Raw genomic sequence first — 19679 nt, 5'->3', positions numbered from 1 at the left:
ACTTGCCCGTTTCGCCCGACTGCCTGCGGCGTCACATTTCCTTCACATCACCCGGCGCGACCTGGACACTTTTCCTCTTGTTTACCATCTCTTGACCCAGCAGTCTGTCCGTCGACGGGCCCGAACCCGGGTGCCGCACGATCGCCCGCTCCACAGAGCACCGGGCGAGAGGACTCGAAGGGGAGACCACCGATGGACCTGACGATCAGACCGAGAGCCGACCGACCGCCGGAGGCCGGGGAGGCCGGGGCGCTCCCGCCCCTCGCGCTCCCGAGCCGACGACTCCTGCTGCTGGGCGTGGGCACGCTCGGCGCCGGGCTCGCGCTCGGCACCGGGGCCGCCGACGCCGCCGGACCGACGCTCCGCAAGGGGGACCGCGGCAGCGCGGTGACCACCCTGCAGAAGCGGCTGAACGCCCTGCGCTACTGGTGCGGCACTCCCGACGGCAGCTTCGGGCACCTCACCCAGCAGGCCGTCTTCGCCGTGCAGAAGGCCGCCGGCCTCGGCCGGGACGGCGTGGTCGGGGCGAGGACCTGGGGCGCGCTCGATGCGGGGAAGCAGCCGAGCCGCCGGATCACCAGCGGCAGCGGATTCGAGGTCGACCTCTCCCGGCAGCTGCTGATCCTCACCGGGGGCGGCCGCATCGCCTGCATCCTGAACACCTCCACCGGCAGCGGGGAGCGCTACTACTCCGGCGGCCGCTGGAAGACGGCGACCACGCCGAAGGGCGACTTCCGGATGTACCGCCTGCACTCCGGGGGCTGGCAGAACGGGCCGCTGGGGAACCTGTACCGGCCCGGCTACTACGACCGCGGCTGGGCGATCCACGGCTCCACCTCGATCCCCACCTATCCCGCCTCGCACGGCTGCAGCCGCATCTCCGTGGGCGCGTCGGACTACCTGTGGGCGCGCGGCTGGTTCCGCACCGGCCAGCGGGTGCTGATCCGCTGAGGCACGGACCGGACCACGGGTCGTCCGACCCGCCCGCTGCGCCCCGGCGTGCTGCCGGGGCGCAGCGACATCCCGGGACCGCCGCCTTCACCTCTCCTGCACGATTCCCTCGCCGCCTCCGCGCCCTGCGCGCCCGGTCGGCGCCCTGCCACGCGCTACGATCGGGGGGCGCGCAGCACCGTCGACGGGTCGCTGCCCGCACCTGGCAGCCCAGCGAGAGCGAAGGACCACCGTGGGGATCTTGGATCGGATCGAGCGCAGCCTCGACCGCGGCGTGACGAGCGTGTTCTCGCCCGGTCGCGGGCAGCTGAAGCCCCTCGACCTGGCGCAGGGCCTCAAGCGCGAGTGCGACGACCAGATCCAGGTGCTCGACCGCACCCGGACCCTGGCCCCGAACGTGTACACCGTCTACCTGCACCCGCAGGACTTCGAGCGCTTCTCCTCCTGGCAGGACACCCTTCTCGACGAGCTCCAGCGCGTGCTCATGGAGCATGCGGACAAGCAGCGCTACATGTTCGTCGGCGCCGTCTCCGTCGCCCTCGAGCAGGACGAGGAGGTCCGTCAGGGCCGCTTCGAGACCGAGTCCCGCACCGAGCGCGGCAGCGTCGCCCCGGCGACCGGCGCCGCCCAGGACAGCCCCGGCGGCAGCCCCATCGTCGAGATCGACGGGCAGCAGTACCTGCTCACCGGCCCCGTCACGGTGATCGGCCGCGGCGGCGACGCGGACATCATCCTGGAGGACACGGGCGTCTCCCGGCACCACCTCGAGCTGCGCGCCGAGCCGGACTCGTCCCTGGTCGCCACCGACCTCGGCTCGACCAACGGCACCTTCGTCGACGGCGAGCGCATCCGCACGCCCGTCCCGCTGCACGACCGCTCCCTGATCAAGATCGGGCGGACGCGCCTGACCGTCCTGCTGCCGGGCTCGACCCCGGCGGCCTGGTGAGCGCCCCATGAGCGAACTGACCCTCGTCGCCCTGCGTCTGGGCCTCGTCCTGGCGCTGTGGATCTTCGTGGTGGTCGTGGTGCTCGTGCTGCGCAACGACCTCTTCGGCACCACCGTCGTCACCCGCTCCAGCCGCGACCCGCGCCGCGAGCAGCGACCGGCCTCCGGCCCGATCGGCGGCGCCGCCTCCGAGGCGGGCGCCGATCCGGCCTCGCTGCGCACCGATCCGGAGGTCACCCAGGCCGCGATGGTCGTCACCGCCGGGCCGCTGCGCGGCACCTCGCTGACGCTCGGCTCGACCCCGATCCTCATCGGCCGGGCCCCCGAGTGCACGCTCGTGCTCGACGACGACTACGCCTCCAACCGACACGCCCGCGTCTTCCAGCGCGAGGACGAGTGGATGGTGGAGGATCTCGGCTCGACCAACGGAACCCTGGTCTCCGGGCGGCGCATCGAGGGCGCGGTGCCCTTCCGGCCCGGGGCGCAGGTGCGGATCGGCCGCACCGAGATCGAGCTGAGACGAGGTCCGCGATGAGCATCGCCCTGCGCTATGCCGCCCGCTCCGACGTGGGCCTGGTCCGCTCGAACAACCAGGACTCCGCCTACGCGGGCAGCCACCTGCTGGTGGTCGCCGACGGCATGGGCGGCCACGCCGGCGGCGACGTCGCCTCCTCGGTCGCGATCGGGCGCCTGGCCGCCCTGGACTCCGAGACCCCGGCCTCCGACATCGTCGCGACCCTCGAGGAGAGCGTGCTCGAGGCGAACCAGGAGATCCTGCGCCGCGCACGGGACGAGCCGCAGCTGCGGGGCCTGGGCACCACGATCACCGCGCTGCTGCGCGCCGAGGGCAAGTTCGCCCTCGCCCACATCGGCGACTCCCGCGCCTATCTCCTGCGCGACGAGGAGACCGTCCAGATCACGAAGGACCACACCTTCGTCCAGCGCCTGCTGGACGAGGGCCGACTCACGGAGGACGAGGCCGAGCGGCATCCGCAGCGCTCGGTGCTCATGCGCGTGCTCGGCGACGTCGACGCGGATCCCGAGCTGGACCTCTCGCTGCGCGCAGCCCATGTGGGCGACCGCTGGCTGCTGTGCTCCGACGGCCTCTCCGGGCTCGTCTCCCTCGACACGATCGACGCGACCCTGAAGGACATCGAGGACCCCGGCGAGTGCGCCGACGCGCTCGTGCAGCTCGCCCTGAAGGGCGGCGGCCCCGACAACATCACCTGCATCGTCGCCGACGTCGTGGACCTCGACGCCCTCCCCCGCGGGGTCGAGGCGCCGTCCACGACCCCGCAGATCGTCGGCTCCGCGGCGCGGAACCGACACCGGCCCACCACCGCCTCCGGCCCCGCCGCGAAGGCCGCCGCGCTCACCCGCGAGGAGCCGGAGATCCCCTACGAGGACGAGGACTTCTCCGAGGAGGAGCCGCCGCGGCGCAGCCCCTGGCCCGCCGTCGTCGTGCTGGCGCTGCTGGTCGCGCTGCTCGGCGGGCTGCTGTGGGGCGGCTACGCCTGGTCCCAGCGGCAGTACTACGTCGGCACCGACGGCACCCGGGTGGTGCTCTACCAGGGACTCGCCCAGGATCTCGGCCCCGTCTCCCTGTCCGAGCCGCTCGAGGTCACCGACATCGAGATCGAGGACCTCCCCGAGATCACGCGTCAGCAGGTCGAGAGCACGATCAGCGCCTCGGACCGCGAGGGCGCCGACCAGATCATCGACCGTCTCGAGCAGGCGGCGGCCGCGAACCGGCCGCCCACGGCCGTCTCCCCCTCCGACGGGGGCGGCGCCTCCGACGTCGGCGGCGCCGAGGAGGGGGCCGCGGACGGCATGGCGCCCCTGCCGACGGCCGGCTCCCCCGACGAGGGCGAGGCGACGTAGTGGCCACCATCGTCTCCTACACCGCACGGCCGCGCCGCCTGATCCAGGCCCTGCTGCTGCTCCTCGCGGTGGCGGTGGGCGTGGGGGCCTACGCCCTGGTGGGGCTGGGCCGCTTCGACGAGCTGCCCGCGAACCTGCTCCAGGTCGGCATCGGCGCGCTGGTGCTCGTCGCCGTGCTCCAGATCGCCGTGATGTGGCGCGCCCCCTACGCCGATCCCGTGATCCTGCCGATCGTGGTGCTGCTGAACCTCCTGGGCGTCACCATGATCGAGTCCGTCCACGCCGCCAACGAGATCTACGGGCTGCGCAGCTCCGCGAGCGCGGACCGCCAGATGCTGTGGGCCGTGATCGGGGTGGTGCTGTGCGTGGCGCTGCTGGTGCTGCTGCGCGACCACCGCTGGCTGCGCCGCTACACCTGGATCAGCGCCGTGGCGGGCGGCGTGCTGCTGCTCCTCCCGCTGGTGCCCGTGATCGGCTCGGCCCGCAACGGCTCGAAGATCTGGATCTCCGTCGCGGGCTTCAGCTTCCAGCCCGCGGAGCTCGCGAAGATCGCCTTCGCGGTCTTCTTCGCCGGCTATCTCGTCGCCCGGCGCGACACCCTTGCGCTCGCGGGCCCGAAGGTGCTGGGCATCCATCTGCCGCGCTGGTCGGACTTCGGCCCGATCCTGGTGGCCTGGGGCTTCGCGATGGCGGTGCTCGTCTTCGAGACGGACCTGGGGACCTCGCTGATGTTCTTCGGCCTGTTCGTGGTGATGCTCTACGTCGCCACCGACCGGCTGAGCTGGCTCGTGATCGGGGCGGTGATGTTCCTGCCGCCGGCGGTCTTCGCCGCGACCCAGATGAGCCATGTCCGCACCCGCATCACCTGCTGGCTGGACCCGCTCTCGGGCGAGAACTACTCCTCCTGCGAGCAGATCAGCCAGGGCCTGTTCGGGCTCGCCGACGGCGGTCTGGTCGGCACCGGCCTCGGGGAGGGGCGGCCCGACATGGTGCCGCACGCCGAGTCCGACTTCATCTTCTCCTCCTTCGCGGAGGAGATGGGCATGGTCGGCGCCTTCGCGCTGCTGCTGCTCTACCTGCTGCTGGTCCAGCGCGCCATCCGCGCGGCCGTCGGCATCTCCGACGGCTTCGGCACCCTGCTCGCCGGGGGCCTCGGCTTCGTGATGGCGCTGCAGGTGTTCGTCGTCGTCGGCGGCGTGACCAGGGTGATCCCGCTGACGGGCCTGACCCTCCCCTTCCTCGCCGCGGGCGGCAGCTCGCTGGTGTGCAACTGGATCATCGCGGGGATCCTGGTGCGCCTGTCCGACGCGGCCCGGCGCCCCGCCGCCCGCCAGGTCGAGGGGACCCTGCCCGGCTCCCCCGCCCGCTCCGGCCAGGAGGCGATCGCGTGAACAAGCCCCTTCGCCACGTGTGGCTGGTGGTCGGCGTGCTCTTCGTGCTGCTGTTCACCTCCACCACCTACTTCCAGGTCGTCGCCCAGGGCCGGCTCGCCGCCCACGGGCAGAACCAGCGGACCCTCCAGAGCGAGTACGGCCGCCATCGCGGGCCGATCGTGGTGGACGGGCACGCGATCGCGACCTCGCAGGAGTCCGGGGACACCTACGGCTACCTGCGCACCTACGACCCCGGCGCGATGTACGCCCCGATCACCGGCTACTACTCGGTGGTCTACGGCTTCACCGGCATCGAACGCTCGCTGAACGACACCCTCTCGGGCGAGGCGGACTCGCTGTTCTACCACCGCCTTGCCGATGTCGTCTCGGGCCGCGAGAACCAGGGCGCGAGCGTCGAGCTCACCCTCGACTCCGCCGCCCAGCAGGCGGCCTGGGACGCGCTGGACGGCCGGCGCGGCGCCGTGGTGGCGCTGGACCCGGAGACCGGCGCGATCCTCGCGATGGTCTCCGCACCGAGCTTCGACCCCAACGAGCTCGCCTCCCACGACACCGGCGCGGTCTCGGCCGCCTGGTCCTCGCTGAACGAGGACCCCGAGCGGCCGCTGACCAACCGTGCGATCGGCGGGGACCTCTACCCGCCCGGCTCGGCCTTCAAGCTCGTCACGGCCTCCGCGGCGCTCGAGACCGGCGACTACACCGCCGAGTCGGTGATCCCCGGCCCCGGGAAGTACGAGCTGCCGAACTCCTCGTCGACGATGAACAACTTCTCCGAGGGGCGCCAGGAGCCGTGCGGCCCGGACGACGAGTCCACGCTCGCCGAGGCGCTGCGCCAGTCGTGCAACACCTCCTTCGGCATGCTCGGGGTCGAGATCGGACAGGACCAGCTGCGCAGCACCGCCGAGGAGTTCGGCTTCGGCCAGGACCTCTCGATCCCGATGGGCGTGACGCCCTCCCGGATCGGCGAGGACCTCGACGACGCACAGCTGGCGACCACCTCGATCGGGCAGTACGAGACCCGGGTGACCCCGCTGCAGATGGCGATGGTCGGCGGGGCGTTCGCGAACGACGGCGTGGTCATGCAGCCGCAGCTCGTCCAGTCCGTGCGCACGGGCGACCTCTCCACCGTCTCCGAGCTGACCCCGAAGGAGGTCGGCCAGCCGCTGTCCGCCGCGAACGCCGCGCAGATGCGGCAGATGATGGTGGGCGTGGTCGAGGACGGCACCGGCTCGGCGGCGGCGATCGACGGCGTCGAGGTGGGCGGCAAGACCGGCACCGCCGAGTGGGGCGAGGACCGCTCCCCCCACTCCTGGTACGTCGGGTACGGACAGACGGACGAGCAGAAGATCGCGGTCGCGGTCGTGGTCGAGGAGGGTGGATACGGGTCGCGCACCGCGGCGCCGATCGCCCGTGACGTGATGGAGGCGGTGATCCAGCGATGAGGACCGAACCGGGGCTCGTGCTCGAAGGACGGTACGAGCTCGCCTCGCTCATCGCCACGGGCGGAATGGGGCAGGTCTGGAAGGGCCGCGACCAGGAGCTCGAGCGCGATGTCGCGATCAAGGTGCTGCGCGAGGAGTACGCCGGCGATGAGGGCTTCCTCAAGCGCTTCCGGGCCGAGGCGAGACACACGGCCGCCCTCTCCCACGAGGGCATCGCCGCGCTGTACGACTACGGCGAGCTCGACGGCCGCGCCTACATCGTGATGGAGCTGTGCCCCGGCCGTCCCCTCTCGGACATCATCGAGGAGAACCCCGGCGGACTGCCCGAGAAGCGCGTGGTCCAGCTGATGATCGAGCTCGCCCGGGCGCTGGACGCCGCCCATTCCAAGGGCGTCGTGCACCGCGACGTGAAGCCCGAGAACGTGCTGGTCGACGAGAAGGACGGATGGTCCATGAAGATCACCGACTTCGGGATCGCGCGCAGCAAGGACCAGGCGCGGCTGACGAAGACGGGCCTGGTCATGGGCACCGCCCAGTACCTCTCCCCCGAGCAGGCGATGGGCAAGCAGGCCACCTCCCTCTCGGACATCTACGCCCTGGGCATCGTCGCCTACGAGATGCTCGTGGGCAGCCGTCCCTTCACCGGCTCCAGCCAGGTGGAGATCGCGATGGCGCAGGTCAAGCAGCAGCCGCCGGAGCTCCCGGAGGCGATCGGCGCGGACCTGCGGCGACTGGTGATGATGATGCTGGCCAAGGCGCCCGCGAACCGTCCCCGCTCCGCGGCGGCGGTCGCGCGGATCCTCGAGGCGATCCAGCGCGGGGTCGAGCCGCGCTTCACGACCGGGGCGATCCCGGTGACGCGGGTCGAGGACCACGACTGGACGGGCGAGAACCGGGTGCGACCCGCCGGCTCCGGGACCGGGGAGCAGGCTCAGCGCCCCGGCGCCTCCCCCACGGGAACGCGCACCGCGGCGATGCCGCTGCCGCTGTCGGGCCGCAGCCGCGGCATCCGCCATCGCTCGGGGGCCTCGGGCCCCTCGGCGCTGTCGGCGGCCTCGGCGGGCTCGGCCCCGCGGCGCGGTTCGGCCCGCTCGGCCCCGTCGGCGAGCTCGGCCCGCTCCGCGGCCTCGCCCGCCCCGGCCCCGCGCGGCGACCGCGCCCCCTCCCCGCTGCATGCGGCCTCGGCGGCGAGCACCGCCGACGGCGCCGAGCGCGCCTTCTCGGGCGGCGCCTACGACGACGTGGACACCGCGGCCTCCTCGCGCACGGTGCGCGGGACGAGCACGGGGCGGCGGGTCGGCGGGATGTCGGTGCCGGGCCTGGTGCTGCTGATCCTGGTGGTCGTCGCGATCGCGGTCGCCGTCGCGGGCGGCCTGGGACTGCTTCCCCTCGGCGCGATCGACGCCTCGGCGCCGGCGGGCCTGGGCACGACGTCGGGCGAGGCGATGTCAGCAACTACGATGGTCGGATCGATCGGTGTCGGCCACGGCACGAGGACGGGTGTGGAGTGAGCGGAGAGACGGTGATCCTGGGTGGTCGGTACCACCTGGGAAGGATCCTCGGGACCGGGGGCATGGCGGAGGTGTTCCTCGCGGAGGACACGCGCCTGCACCGCACGGTCGCGGTGAAGGTGCTGCGCTCCGACCTGGCCCGGGACGCGAACTTCCAGGAGCGCTTCCGGCGTGAGGCGCACAGCGCCGCGTCCCTGAACCACCCCTCGATCGTCGCCGTGTACGACACCGGCGAGGAGCAGCAGACCACGATCACCGGCTCCGAGGTGACGATCCCGTACATCGTGATGGAGTACGTCGAGGGACGCACCCTGCGCGAGTACATCGACCCCGAGCACCCGATGGACGTCATCCAGGCCGGGGAGATCATGGCCGCGCTGCTCAGCGCGCTGGAGTACTCCCACCGCGCCGGGATCGTGCACCGCGACATCAAGCCCGGCAACATCATGATCAACTCCGCGGGCGCCGTGAAGGTGATGGACTTCGGGATCGCCCGCGCGGTCGCCGACGCGACCAGCGCCATGACCGCGACCCAGGCCGTGATGGGCACCGCCCAGTACCTCTCCCCCGAGCAGGCGCGCGGCCAGCTGGTCGATGCGCGCTCGGACATCTACTCCGCCGCCTGCGTCATGTTCGAGATGCTGACCGGGCGCCCGCCGTTCACCGGCGACACCCCGGTCTCGATCGCCTACCAGCACGTGCGCGAGGATCCGCAGCCGCCCTCGGCCTTCAACCCGGCCGTCACCCCCGCGATGGACGCGGTGATCCTCACGGGCCTGGCCAAGGACCGCGAGCAGCGCTATCACAGCGCCGTCGCCTTCTCTCGGGACATCGCGGCGGTCGTCGCCGGGCGCGCCCCGGCGCTGGTCGCCGGCGCGCTGCCGGGACACGACGACCCCGAGGCCACGACCGTGCTCAGCCCGCTCGACGACGCGACCGAGGCGCTGCCGGCGACGGCCGGTGCCCTGGGCGCGGGCGCGGCGGGCGCCGCCGCGATGCGGCCCCAGGACTGGCGCACCGGCTCCGCGCCCTCCCCCGCGACCGGGCCCCTCGCCCTGCGCTCGGGGGACGAGGTGGAGCCGGAGGAGAAGCGCAAGCGGCCGTGGTGGCTGATCATCCTGGTGACCCTCGTGGCCCTGGGACTGATCGCCGCGGCGCTGGCCTACTTCCGGCCGTGGGACCGGGGGCCGGAGACGGTCGCGGTCCCGAACGTGGTGGGGCAGACGGAGGACCAGGCGCGCAGCGCGCTCACCGAGGCCGGGCTCGACCCGACCTTCGAGCCGACCCCCTCCCAGGACGTCGACAAGGGCGAGGTCATGGAGACGGACCCGCCCGCCGGCCAGGAGGTCGAGGTGGGCAGCCCCATCACTGTCATGGTCTCCGGCGGCCCCGACGCGGTGACGGTGCCCGAGGACCTGCAGGGCAAGAGCCGCGAGGACGCCCGGGCGGCCCTCGAGGCCGTCGGACTCACCATGACCGAGGGCGAGGCGGAGGACGTCCCGCAGGAGGCGGGGACGGTGGCGAGCACGTCTCCCCAGGGCGGGCAGTCCGTGGACCGGGGCACCGAGGTCGAGGTGCGCTTCGCCTCGGGCAACGTCGAGGTCCCGAACGTCGAGGGCGTCCAGTTCGACAAGGCCAAGGAGACCCTCGAGGCCCGCGGTTTCGAGGTCCCGGATCCCGCGGAGCGCGAGGAGGCGGGCGAGGACCCCGGCACCGTGCTCTCGCAGACGCCCTCGGCCGGCGGCAGCCCCGCCCGCTACGGCTCCACCGTCGACCTCGTGATCGCGGCCGCACCGGGTCCCGTGGCGGTCCCGAACGTCGCCGGGCAGACCCTCGAGAACGCGCAGAAGACCCTGTCCGACGCCGGCTTCACGGGTACCACCCCGACCTCGGAGTTCTCGGACTCGGTGCCCGAGGGACAGGTCATCCGCACCGAGCCCGCGGCGAACGAGCAGGTCGACCGCGGCACCACGATCACGATCGTGGTCTCCAAGGGCCCGGAGCCGACGCCCACCCCGACGCCGACGCCCACGCCGACGCCGACCCCCACCCCGACCGAGGAGCCGAGCCCGACCGAGGAGCCGAGCGACAGCCCCTCTCCGACCACGGACCCGCCGGAGGACGAGGGCGACGACGCCGCGCAGGGCGGCGGGAACAACGGACGCGGCGCGGGCGCCGGGAACGGGAACGGGAACGGGAACGGGAACGGGAACGGCGATGGCTGAGCAGTCCGCGGCACGGATCCTCGTGATCGACAACTACGACAGCTTCGTCTACACGATCGTCGGCTACCTCCAGCAGATGGGCGCGGAGACGACGGTGGTCCGCAACGACGAGGTGCCCGCCGACGACACGGGCGCCGTCGACCTCACCGGGTTCGACGGGGTGCTGATCTCCCCCGGCCCCGGCAACCCGTCCACCGCCGGTCGCTCCCTGGACGTGATCGGCCGCTGCGCCGAGCAGCGGGTGCCGATGCTCGGGGTGTGCCTCGGGCACCAGGCGCTGGGCCAGCACTTCGGGGCGCGCGTGGACCACGCTCCGCAGCTGATGCACGGCCGCACCAGCGAGCTCACGCACGAGGGCAGGAGCGTCTTCGCCGGCGCCCCCTCCCCCATGACCGCGACCCGCTACCACTCCCTCACCGTGGTGCCGGAGACGATCCCGGCGGAGCTCGAGGTCACCGCCCGCACCGCCGACGGGATGGTGATGGGCCTGGTCCATCGGGAGCTGCCCCTGCACGGCGTGCAGTTCCATCCCGAGTCGGTGCTCACCGAGAACGGGCACCTGATGCTGGCGCGCTTCCTCGAGCTGTGCGACGGCCGTGACGCCCTCGAGCGCTCGGAGGGGCTGAAGCCCCTGATGACCGCGGGCTGAGCCCGTCGGCCGGCTCCTCCGGTCAGCCCGTGGCGGCCACCGCCCCCACGAGTCCGTCGTTGAAGGGCATGAAGGGCGCGATCGCGGGGAACACCCACCCGAACAGGGCCACGATGATCGCGGCGAGCACCAGCACGGTCAGCAGGATCCGCACCCAGAGCGGTCCGGGCAGGAGTCGGAACAGCCAGGCGTACATCAGCCCTCCTCGGCGGCGTCGGGGGCGGTCGCGAGAGCCTCGGGGATCCCGTCGGCCCGGTCCGTCCAGTACGAGAACTCGGCGTGGACGATGTAGCGTTCCCGCGCGGAGTACATCGGATGGCAGGCGGTCAGGGTGAGCATCCGCTCGGTGGGCTCCGCCCCGCTCTCATCGGGCGTCGGGGCGATCACCCAGGCGTCGTCCGGCATCACCACGAGCGACTCGGTGACCTCGTAGACGTAGAACGCCTCGTCGGTCTCCACCACGATCGGATCGCCCTTCTTGAGGCCGGCGATGTCCTCGAGGACGCGGCCGTAGGTGTTGCGGTGCCCGGCGACGGAGAAGTTCCCGACCTGGCCGGGCAGCGCGGTCTCCGGGTAGTGGCCGGCTCCCTTGACGTTGAGGACCTGCTCGAGGTCCACGCCCTCGGCGAGCGGGAAGCGGTCGCGGTCGAAGGCGGGCACGTGCATCGTGCCGAAGACCATGGTGTCCTCGGGCGTCGCGGGGACGGGCGGCGGACCGTCCTGCCGCGGGGCGATCCGCTCCTCGTCCACCGCGCCCCATTCCTGCTCGAGCCCGTCGAGGATCCCGGCCTGCTCGCGGTCGGCCATCACATCGGTCCACCACAGCTGCCACACCAGGAACAGGCCCAGCAGCACCCCGGCGGTCAGCAGCAGCTCGCCGAGGACCCCGAGCACACCCGGGCCCCGGGGCCGGCCGCGGTGCGATCGTGCGACCCGTCGTCCCGGGTCCGTGCGGCCCGTGCTCACCGGCTCACCGCGGCGTCGACGGCGAGGGGGCCGACATAGGCGGGCAGGGTGGTGTCCTGGAGCGTCTCGACCTTCTCGCCGAGGCCGACGTGATCGACCCATTCGCGGTAGAGCTGCACGTTCTGGGAGGAGTCGAGCGCCTCGGTCATCTCCTCGACGGGGCCGATCACGGTGATCACGAAGGGCGGGGAGTAGACGCGGCCCTCGAGCAGCAGGGTGTTGCCGGCGCAGCGGAAGGCGCTGCCGTTGACCACGCGCTGGTCCTGCAGCATCATCGCCTCCGCGCCGCCGGCCCACAGGGCGTTGATGAAGGACTCGAGGTCCTGCTGGTGGACGACGAGGTCGTCGGGCTCGGTGCCCGGGATCGCGCCGAGCGCGCTCGAGGGCGCATCGGTCAGCGTGATCCGCAGCCCCGGTCCGGAGACCTCGCTGAGGCCGACGGCGTCCTCGACCTCGGCGGTGCGCTCTGCGGTCGCCGCGCCCGCGCCCTGGCCGCGCAGCTCCTCGATCTCGGCGCGCTTGTCGGCGTTGTCCTCGGTGAGCTCCTCGATGGTGCGGCCTCGATCGGCAAGGACCCCGGCGACGTCGCTGCTCTCGTCGCGGATCGAGCCGCCGGCGGCGAGGCGGGAGGTGGTCGCGAAGAGCACGCCGCACAGCACCATCACCAGGGCCACGCCGACGCGCCCCCGGGCACGGCCGCGACGGCGCCCGGACGGGGCGTCCTGTGCTTCCATCGTCACTCCTCGCTTCGCGCGCGTCCCGGACGCCCATTACCCTAGGCCACGGTCCGCACCCGCGGATCCGCGCGGCACGGTCGCGCGACGGCCGCGTCGAGGGAGCATCGTTCCATGGCCAGGAGCAGGAAGAAGTCGTCCGCCCGGGCGACGTCGAGCGCGAAGGCCGCGAGCACGGACCCGCAGGACGTGACGCCGGACGCCGAGGACCCGACTGCGGAGGCCGAGGACGCCGCGACGGACCTCGAGGACACGATGGCGGACGCGGAGGACGCGACCGCGGAGGCCGAGGACTCGAAGCCCGCCGGGGGCTCCGCGAAGGACCCCGTGCGCCGCAGGGGCGCCGCCGGCAAGGACCCCGTCGGTCGCGGCGCGACGAAGGGCGCGTCCGGGAAGAAGAAGAGCAAGGGCGAGACCGGCAGGACCGCCGGCGGCGAGGTGCCCGAGAAGGCGAAGGACTCCACGCGCGCCACATCGGTGCGCCGGGCCGCCGCGGCCGAGACCTCCCGCACCACCGGACGCCGCGTCGCGGCCGCAGGGCAGAACCCGCAGTGGCTCGCCCCCGCCGCCGTGGTCTTCCTGATCCTGGGCCTCGCCTACCTGGTGACCTACTACATCACCGCCGGGCAGCTGCCCCTGCCGATCGGCGACTGGAACCTCGCCGTCGGCTTCGGCGTGCTGATGGTCGGCGGCGGCATGCTGATGTTCTGGAAGTAGCCGGTTGTTCTGGAAGTAGCCGGTCGCCCCGCTCCGATCGATAGGAGCCGTGCGACCGGACCGCGCGCGATGGGGAGTTCTCCCCACCGCGCGCTCCCTCCTGCGCAGGTACGCTGACCGGGAAGCGCGTCACACCCGGTGGCGCCACGCACCTCGGTGCGCGACCCGACGGGGGACCCATGACCAGCATCTCCAGACGGCGCAGACTCCTCGCGCTCCTCCTCGTTCCCTTCATGATGGTCCTCGCGGGCTGCGGCAAGTTCGACGCGACCTTCGACATCAAGGATGCCGAGACCATCGACGTGACGATGGACATCGGCCTGGACACCTCCCTCATCGGGTCCGAGTACTCCTCCGCCGAGGAGATGTGCGCCGAGATGGAGGGCGAGGAGTCGGGCGTGGCCGGCGAGATCGCCCCGACCGTCGAGCCGTACGAGGCCGACGGCATGTACGGCTGCAAGATCACCGGCGTGGTCGACAACGAGGAGTTCGGCAACGGGCTGGACCTCGTCGAGGAGGACGGCGAGTACCACTTCACCCTCGACCCGGCGCAGGCCGGGCTGGGCGACCTCGCCGACCCGACCCTGGCGGACTACGGCTTCGAGTTCTCGATGACCTTCATCTTCCCCGGTGAGATCATCGAGTCCTCCGGCGGCCAGATCGACGGCAGCACCGTCGTCTTCACGGATGCGGCCGAGATCGCGAACGGGATCGACATCCGCGCCGAGGCGAACAGCTTCCCCTGGGTCATCGTGATCATCGCCGTCGTCGTGATCGGCTTCCTCCTCCTGCTCGCGGCCGCCGTGGCGGTCTTCCTCGTGGTCCGCTCGCGGAAGAACAAGGCCGGCGCCTCCTCGGGCGTGCCCGGCGGCTACGGCGCCGGTGCGTCCGTCGGCGCCGCGTCCGGAGCGTCCCCGGCCGCTCCGCCGAGCGCGCAGTGGGGGCAGAACTCGCCGCCGCCCGCACCTCAGGGCGGTCAGGGCGGTCAGAGCGACCAGCAGTGGGGCCAGGCCTCTCCCCCGCCCGCTCCTCAGCCCGGTCAGCAGTGGGGGCAGAGCTCCCCGCCCGCGGCCCCGCAGAGCGATCAGCAGTGGGGCGCCCCGCAGCAGGGCGGTCAGGGCTCTGCGCAGGGCCAGCAGCAGCCTCCGTGGGCCCATCCCGACAGCGGCCAGAACCCCGGCGGGCCGCAGGGGCCCGGCTCCCCGCAGCCTCCTCAGCAGTCGGGCTGGTGACCGCCGCGGCCCATGGCCCCGCTCCTGTGAGCAGGGTCATGGGCCGCCGATTGGCGCCGGCCGCGAGGGACCGCTAGAGTAGTCCAGGTCAGCGCAGCTGGCGAGCGCCCGTAGCTTAACGGATAGAGCATCTGACTACGGATCAGAAGGTTGGGGGTTCGAATCCCTCCGGGCGCGCAGAAGGAAAGGCCCCTCATCAGCGAGAACATCGCGATGAGGGGCCTTTCGCATGCCCGGCGCACATCCTCCGCCCGCGTCGCCCACTCGCGCCGGGGCGGGCGCCCCGCGGAGGTCTAGTCGCCCCGCCCCGCCCCGTGCTCATGGGGGCCGGGCCCCGCGACCCCGGTGACGTGCTCGGCGTGGGAGAGGGTCTCCTGCAGCAGGCTGCGCACATGGGCGTCCGAGGCGCGGTAATAGGCGAAGGTGCCCTCCTTGCGGCTCTGGACGAAGCCCGCCAGGCGCAGCTTCGCCAGATGCTGGCTGACCGCCGCGGGCGTCGCGCCGACCGCCTCGGCCAGCGCGTTGACGCTCGACTCCGCCTGGAACAGCGCCCAGAGGATCTTCACGCGCGTGGGATCGGCGAGCATCCGGAAGGTGGTCGCCGCGATCTGCGCGTGCTCGTCGTCGGGAACGGGGTGCACGGGCGCGGGATGCATGCGGACACTCTACGCAGACCTTGCTATCTGCATGCTTGCGCAGATAGTTTACTCTTGTGACCACGCAGCCCCGCACCCACCACGACCACGCCCGCCAGCACGACCACGACGGCCCTCACGACGGCCGTAACCACAGTCACCACGACCACGGCCACCACGTCCACGGCTCCGGAGTCCTCGCCCGACTGCGCCACGCCCTCACCCCGCACAGCCACGACAACGGCGAGGCGATCCGTACGGCCGAGGAGTCCAGCGCCATCGGCCTGCGCGCCGCCTGGGTGAGCCTGGCGGGGATGGGGGCCACCGCGCTGCTGCAGATCGTGATCGTGGCGCTCTCCGGCTCGGTCGCGCTGCTCGCGGACACCCTGCACAACCTCGGCCATCTCGCCACCACGATCCCGCTGATCATCGCGTTCCGCCTGGGCCGCCGCGCCCCCACCCGCACCTTCAGCCACGGTTTCCGGCGCGCCGAGGACCTCGTCGGCCTGCTGATCGGCGCCGTGATCGCACTGTCGGCCGCGCTCATCGTCTGGGAGTCCGTGCGCGCGCTGACCGAGGCCCGCGACCTCACCCATCTGGGCTGGGTGCTGGCCGCCGCGCTGATCGGTGCCGCCGGCAACGAGCTCGTGGCCCGCTACCGGATCCGGGCGGGCCGGCGCATTGGCTCGGCCGCGCTGATCGCCGAGGGCCAGCACGCCCGCACCGACGCGATGACCTCGCTCGCCGTGGTCGTGGGCGTCCTCGGCGCCTGGGCGGGACTGCCCTGGATCGACCCGCTGATCGGCCTGCTGATCGCCGTGATGGTGGTCCTGGTGCTGATCAGCTCGATGCGGACGGTGGTCCGTCGGCTGATGGACGGTGTCGAGCCGGAGACCGTCCAGCTGCTCCGGACGGCCGCGGAGGGCCCCGGGGTGCTCGGCGTGCACGAGGTGCGGGCCCGCTGGATCGGTCACCGACTGGATGCCGAGCTCACGATCGAGGTGGACCCCGGCCTCACCGTCGCGGACGCGGAGCCGCTCACGGCAGCTGTCCGGGGGCGTCTGCACGAGGCGGTCCCCCACCTCGAGCGAGCGCTGGTGCAGCTGGAGCCCGCCGCGCCCCGGTGATCCCTCGGGGCGCGGCGGCTCGGCTCAGGAGCCGGCGACGAGCGCCTCGCGCACGCTGCCCCAGGAGCGCATGATCTCGCGGGCCTGCTCGTCGGCCTCCGCGGCGATCGCCTCGACGCGCGCCTGCTCGAGCAGCTCGTCGATCTCGACCCGCTCCCCGCGCTCGACGGCGGCGACGGCCGCCTCGACCATGGCGAAGCTGAGCACGTTCTCGTGGATCTCGCACATCGGGGTGCGGCCCTCGCGCAGCGCGGAGACGCACTCGACCAGCGAGGCGGCGATCTGGTCGGGCTCGGGCGCGGTCTCGGCGTCGATCGCGGCCTGCAGGCGCGCGGTCTCCTCCTCGTCCTCGGTGCCGACGACCGGGGCGCCGGTGCCGTCCCAGGTGGCGGAGCCGTGCTGGGCACCGATCCGCCATTCGCTGTTCCACCAGGTCGGCAGGCCGCGGGCGTTCCAGGTGCCGTGGTAGGCGAACAGGGACCCGTCGGACATCTCGAAGGTCGCGCTGACGGTCGCGTCGTGGTGGTACACGCTCCACTCGGGGCGCGTCCCGCGCGCGGTGACCGCGACCGGGTCCGCGTCCAGGATGTAGCGCGCGGTGTCGAAGGCGTGGATGCCCATGTCCCGCAGCAGCGGGTGGTCCTGGGTGCGGCGGAATCCCTCCATCTCCGTGAACAGGGAGAAGAAGGCGCTGGTCATCACCGTCGGCCCGTGGGCGGCGACGAAGCTGCGCAGCTGGCGCACCTGGCGGAAGAAGCGCCGGGACTGGGAGACCATGAACGGCACGCCGGTGAGCTCGGCGTGCGCGAGCAGGCTGATCGCCTCGGACAGCGTCTCGGTGACGGGCTTCTCGCCGAGCACCGGGATCCCCGCGTGCAGCGCCTTCACGGTGATGGGATGATGGGCGACCGGCACGGTCGGGTTCACGATCAGGTCCGCGCCGAGCTCGAGAGCGAGATCGACCCCGTCGGTGCCGACGGCGACCGCGGCCGGGTCCTCCGCGCCGGACTGGTCGATCACGCGCTGCGGCGCGCCCTCGACCAGGTCGGCGACGCCGACGAGCTCCGCGACCCCGCTCGCGACGACCTCCCGGGCCCACCAGCTGCCCATCGAGCCGGCGCCGACGACGACCACGCGCGCGGGACGCTCCGCGGACAGGCGGGGGAAGCCGGTCAGGGAGGCCGACGGCGTCGGGGCGGCGGAGGTGTCGGTGAGCGTCCTGGTCTCAGATGACACGCGTGGCTCCGTCCGAGTCGTCCCCGCGGAACCAGTCGCGCGGGGCGTTGGCGATCTTCACCGGCGCGGCCTCGCGCTCCTCGGGCCGGGCCCAGACCACGGCGTTGGCGAGGACGCGCTGGATCTCCGCCTGGCGGTAGACGGGGTACTCCTGGTCGCCGGGGCTGAAGTAGAAGACCTTCCCCTTGCCGCGGCGGAACACGGCGCCGGAGCGGAACACCTCGCCGCCGGCGAAGGAGGAGACGAAGACGAGCTCGTCGGGGGCGGGGATGTCGAACATCTCCCCGTACATCTCCTGCTCGGGGACGACGATCGGGTGCGGCACGCCGCGGGCGATCGGGTGGGAGCCGTTGACGGTCCAGACCCGCTCCTCCTCGCCCTCGTTGCGCCACAGCAGGTTGCAGGTGGTGCCCATCAGCTTCTTGAAGGGCTTGGAGTAGTGGGCCGAGTGCAGCGGGATCAGCCCCATGCCCTCGTGGACGCGGCGCACCACGCGCTCGGCGATCTCGTCGGGAACGTCCTCGTGCGCCATGTGGCCCCACCAGGTGAGCACGTCGGTCTCGGCGAGAGCCTCCTCGGAGAGGGACTCCTCGATGTCGTCGAGCAGGGCGATGCGCACCTCGGCCTCGACGCCGTCGGCCGCGAGGAGGGTCCGCAGGGCCTCCGCGATCACGGCGTGCATGCCCTCGGGATAGATCTCCTGGACCTTCGGGTCGACCTTCTCGTGCCGGTTCTCGCCGAAGACGGCGATGCGCAGTGTCATGACTTCCCTCGTCCTGTCGCTGGTGGTTCGCGGGCCGCCCCTCCTCGGGCGACCCGGTCCATCGTAGGGGCGTATGGCGCCGTCTCCTCGGCCGACCCGCCGCCGGACGGACGTGTGCGACCGGGAACGTTCCGTGAACGAACCGTGACCCGCCTGTGACCCATTCCTCACGAGTAACTGAATATGGTCGTCCGCAGGCTCCTTCAACGGCGAGGGAGCCTGCTCTCTCCGGAGCGGCGGCTGCGGCGGAGGCCGGCCTCCGCCGCCGTCTCAGCGGTCGGGCGCGGCCTCGCGCAGGAGTCCGTCGGCCCGCAGGCGCTCGACGAGCACCTCGGCGGTCTCCGCATGGCGGCGTCCCGCGCGCGCCCAGCCGACGGCGCCGCCCAGGGTGCGTCCGACGGTCGCTCCCCACCGGTAGCGGACGCGCGTCCCGCCGGGGACCTCGGCCAGCTCGAGCCGGGCCCGGAGGTGGAAGCGGCTCCCGGCGAGGGCGCCGAGCAGCACCGTGCGGCGCAGGCTCCCGGTCTCCACGTCCAGGCGCGCGGGCGTGGTCTCGTGGACGCGCCAGCCCCGGGCGGTGAAGAACTCGGCGAGCAGGGCCCGGGTCTCCTCGAGGTCCCCGCGCACGATCAGGCGCACCCCGCCGCCGCGGTCCGCGCTCAGCACGGCGCGACCGCCGCGGCGGTGCGGTGCGGGCCGAGCGCGCGCAGCTCGGCGTTGCCCAGGTGCGGCACCTCGCGATGGTCGTGCGGGTCGCGGCCCGCGGCCAGCGCGAGCGCGATCTGCAGCACGTCCCCGTGGGCGACGAGCACCACGGGCGCGTCGGCGGCGAGCGCGTCGGCCGCCCGGAGCGCCCCGAGCACGCGCGAGGCGACCTCGGCGACGGGCTCGACCCCGTCCTCGTGCGACTCCCGGGCGCGGTCCCGCGCCCAGATGCCCTCGTAGGCGGTCGCGGGGCCCTCGTCGTGCGCGCCGAAGCAACGCTCGCGCAGGCGCTCGTCGACCCGCGGCGCCCCGGCGCCGAGACCGGCGGCGAGCTCCTCGGCGGTCTGGCGTGCGCGGGCGAAGTCGCTCGTGACGACGACCGTGCCCGGACCGAGGCCCTGCGCGGTCGCATCCGTCGCCGCGGCGCGCGCCTGCTCCCGGCCGCGACCGGTCAGCCCCACCGTCTCGAGCGCCCGCGGGCCGGGGACGGAGACGATCCGCCCCTCGACGTTCGCGGTCGACTCCCCGTGCCGCAGCACGAGGACGGGGTGTGCGGCCTGCATCGTCG

20 protein-coding genes and 1 tRNA gene are annotated in these 19679 nt (G+C 72.9%); 13 read left to right on the top strand and 8 right to left on the bottom strand.

The genetic code is table 11. The features are described from left to right. Positions 1-192 precede the first annotated feature (192 nt). From DEU31_RS02850 to DEU31_RS02810, 9 genes are all read left to right on the top strand, one after another. Positions 193-951 carry a L,D-transpeptidase family protein gene (locus DEU31_RS02850; protein ID WP_133675642.1) on the top strand — a complete coding sequence of 253 codons (759 nt, stop codon included), beginning with the start codon at positions 193-195 and terminating at the stop codon, positions 949-951. A gap of 232 nt (positions 952-1183) precedes the next feature. Beyond that, on the top strand, positions 1184-1897 hold the full coding sequence (locus tag DEU31_RS02845; protein ID WP_053916044.1) for a DUF3662 and FHA domain-containing protein: 714 nt from the start codon (positions 1184-1186) through the stop codon (positions 1895-1897). A 7-nt stretch (positions 1898-1904) separates the two neighbouring features. Next, positions 1905-2432 carry an FHA domain-containing protein gene (locus DEU31_RS02840; protein ID WP_053916043.1) on the top strand — a complete coding sequence of 176 codons (528 nt, stop codon included), beginning with the start codon at positions 1905-1907 and terminating at the stop codon, positions 2430-2432. Further along, entirely contained in the window at positions 2429-3778 is a 1350-nt protein-coding gene (locus tag DEU31_RS02835) for a PP2C family serine/threonine-protein phosphatase (RefSeq protein ID WP_126987067.1), read from the top strand. The genes DEU31_RS02840 and DEU31_RS02835 overlap by 4 nt, the downstream gene beginning before the upstream one ends. Beyond that, on the top strand, positions 3778-5169 hold the full coding sequence (locus DEU31_RS02830) for an FtsW/RodA/SpoVE family cell cycle protein (protein WP_133675640.1): 1392 nt from the start codon (positions 3778-3780) through the stop codon (positions 5167-5169). The genes DEU31_RS02835 and DEU31_RS02830 overlap by 1 nt, the downstream gene beginning before the upstream one ends. Then, entirely contained in the window at positions 5166-6611 is a 1446-nt protein-coding gene (locus DEU31_RS02825; RefSeq protein WP_010549450.1) for a penicillin-binding transpeptidase domain-containing protein, read from the top strand. Before DEU31_RS02830 ends, DEU31_RS02825 begins: the two co-directional genes overlap by 4 nt. Further along, positions 6608-8122, top strand: coding sequence for a serine/threonine-protein kinase (locus DEU31_RS02820; protein WP_133675638.1), 1515 nt, complete (start codon positions 6608-6610; stop codon positions 8120-8122). Before DEU31_RS02825 ends, DEU31_RS02820 begins: the two co-directional genes overlap by 4 nt. Next, a complete protein-coding gene (gene pknB, locus DEU31_RS02815) occupies positions 8119-10347 on the top strand; it encodes a Stk1 family PASTA domain-containing Ser/Thr kinase (RefSeq protein ID WP_133675637.1) in 2229 nt (742 codons plus the stop codon). Before DEU31_RS02820 ends, pknB begins: the two co-directional genes overlap by 4 nt. Further along, positions 10340-10996 carry a gamma-glutamyl-gamma-aminobutyrate hydrolase family protein gene (locus DEU31_RS02810; RefSeq protein WP_133675635.1) on the top strand — a complete coding sequence of 219 codons (657 nt, stop codon included), beginning with the start codon at positions 10340-10342 and terminating at the stop codon, positions 10994-10996. The genes pknB and DEU31_RS02810 overlap by 8 nt, the downstream gene beginning before the upstream one ends. A 22-nt stretch (positions 10997-11018) precedes the next feature. Here DEU31_RS02810 and DEU31_RS02805 read toward each other — a convergent pair whose 3' ends face one another. From DEU31_RS02805 to DEU31_RS02795, 3 genes are read right to left on the bottom strand one after another with little or no spacing between them, the layout of a single operon-like run. Continuing rightward, positions 11019-11192, bottom strand: coding sequence for a hypothetical protein (locus DEU31_RS02805; RefSeq protein ID WP_126987050.1), 174 nt, complete (start codon positions 11190-11192; stop codon positions 11019-11021). Further along, positions 11192-11962, bottom strand: coding sequence for a class E sortase (locus tag DEU31_RS02800; protein WP_133675633.1), 771 nt, complete (start codon positions 11960-11962; stop codon positions 11192-11194). The genes DEU31_RS02805 and DEU31_RS02800 overlap by 1 nt, the downstream gene beginning before the upstream one ends. Next, positions 11959-12696, bottom strand: coding sequence for a DUF881 domain-containing protein (locus DEU31_RS02795; RefSeq protein WP_010549444.1), 738 nt, complete (start codon positions 12694-12696; stop codon positions 11959-11961). The genes DEU31_RS02800 and DEU31_RS02795 overlap by 4 nt, the downstream gene beginning before the upstream one ends. Positions 12697-12810: 114 nt before the next feature. Between DEU31_RS02795 and DEU31_RS02790 the strand changes: the two genes are divergently transcribed. The 3 genes from DEU31_RS02790 (at position 12811) to DEU31_RS02780 (ending at position 14822) form a co-directional block, all read left to right on the top strand. After that, entirely contained in the window at positions 12811-13413 is a 603-nt protein-coding gene (locus DEU31_RS02790) for a cell division protein CrgA (RefSeq protein WP_243733695.1), read from the top strand. 179 nt (positions 13414-13592) lie between these two features. After that, positions 13593-14645 (top strand): hypothetical protein, encoded by a 1053-nt coding sequence (locus tag DEU31_RS02785; RefSeq protein WP_133675631.1) that lies wholly within the window; start codon positions 13593-13595, stop codon positions 14643-14645. A 104-nt stretch (positions 14646-14749) separates the two neighbouring features. Then, a tRNA-Arg gene (locus DEU31_RS02780) sits at positions 14750-14822 on the top strand. 116 nt (positions 14823-14938) lie between these two features. On the opposite strand, the gene DEU31_RS02775 is transcribed toward DEU31_RS02780, so the two are convergent. After that, positions 14939-15301: a metalloregulator ArsR/SmtB family transcription factor gene (locus tag DEU31_RS02775; RefSeq protein WP_010549441.1), complete on the bottom strand. Its 363-nt coding sequence runs from the start codon at positions 15299-15301 to the stop codon at positions 14939-14941. Positions 15302-15357: 56 nt separating this feature from the next. Here DEU31_RS02775 and DEU31_RS02770 point away from each other — a divergent pair, with 56 nt between their 5' ends. Next, the gene (locus DEU31_RS02770; RefSeq protein WP_133675629.1) at positions 15358-16407 is read left to right on the top strand and encodes a cation diffusion facilitator family transporter; all 1050 of its coding nucleotides are present in this window, start codon (positions 15358-15360) and stop codon (positions 16405-16407) included. Between the two features lie 24 nt (positions 16408-16431). Here the strand turns inward: DEU31_RS02770 and DEU31_RS02765 are convergent, their stop codons facing one another. The 4 genes from DEU31_RS02765 to DEU31_RS02750 form a co-directional block, all read right to left on the bottom strand. Next, on the bottom strand, positions 16432-17643 hold the full coding sequence (locus DEU31_RS02765; RefSeq protein WP_166649358.1) for a Gfo/Idh/MocA family oxidoreductase: 1212 nt from the start codon (positions 17641-17643) through the stop codon (positions 16432-16434). Then, on the bottom strand, positions 17633-18406 hold the full coding sequence (locus tag DEU31_RS02760; RefSeq protein ID WP_053916943.1) for a ThuA domain-containing protein: 774 nt from the start codon (positions 18404-18406) through the stop codon (positions 17633-17635). The genes DEU31_RS02765 and DEU31_RS02760 overlap by 11 nt, the downstream gene beginning before the upstream one ends. 270 nt (positions 18407-18676) lie before the next feature. After that, positions 18677-19072, bottom strand: coding sequence for a hypothetical protein (locus DEU31_RS02755; protein WP_133675627.1), 396 nt, complete (start codon positions 19070-19072; stop codon positions 18677-18679). Further along, positions 19066-19674: a histidine phosphatase family protein gene (locus tag DEU31_RS02750; RefSeq protein ID WP_133675625.1), complete on the bottom strand. Its 609-nt coding sequence runs from the start codon at positions 19672-19674 to the stop codon at positions 19066-19068. Before DEU31_RS02750 ends, DEU31_RS02755 begins: the two co-directional genes overlap by 7 nt. Positions 19675-19679: the final 5 nt, after the last annotated feature.

Origin of the sequence: Brachybacterium sp. AG952 (assembly GCF_004362645.1) — a bacterium.
Lineage (GTDB): Bacteria > Actinomycetota > Actinomycetes > Actinomycetales > Dermabacteraceae > Brachybacterium > Brachybacterium conglomeratum.
Note: the sequence above shows the minus strand (reverse complement) of the source record. Positions and strands in the feature narration are given on the sequence as shown.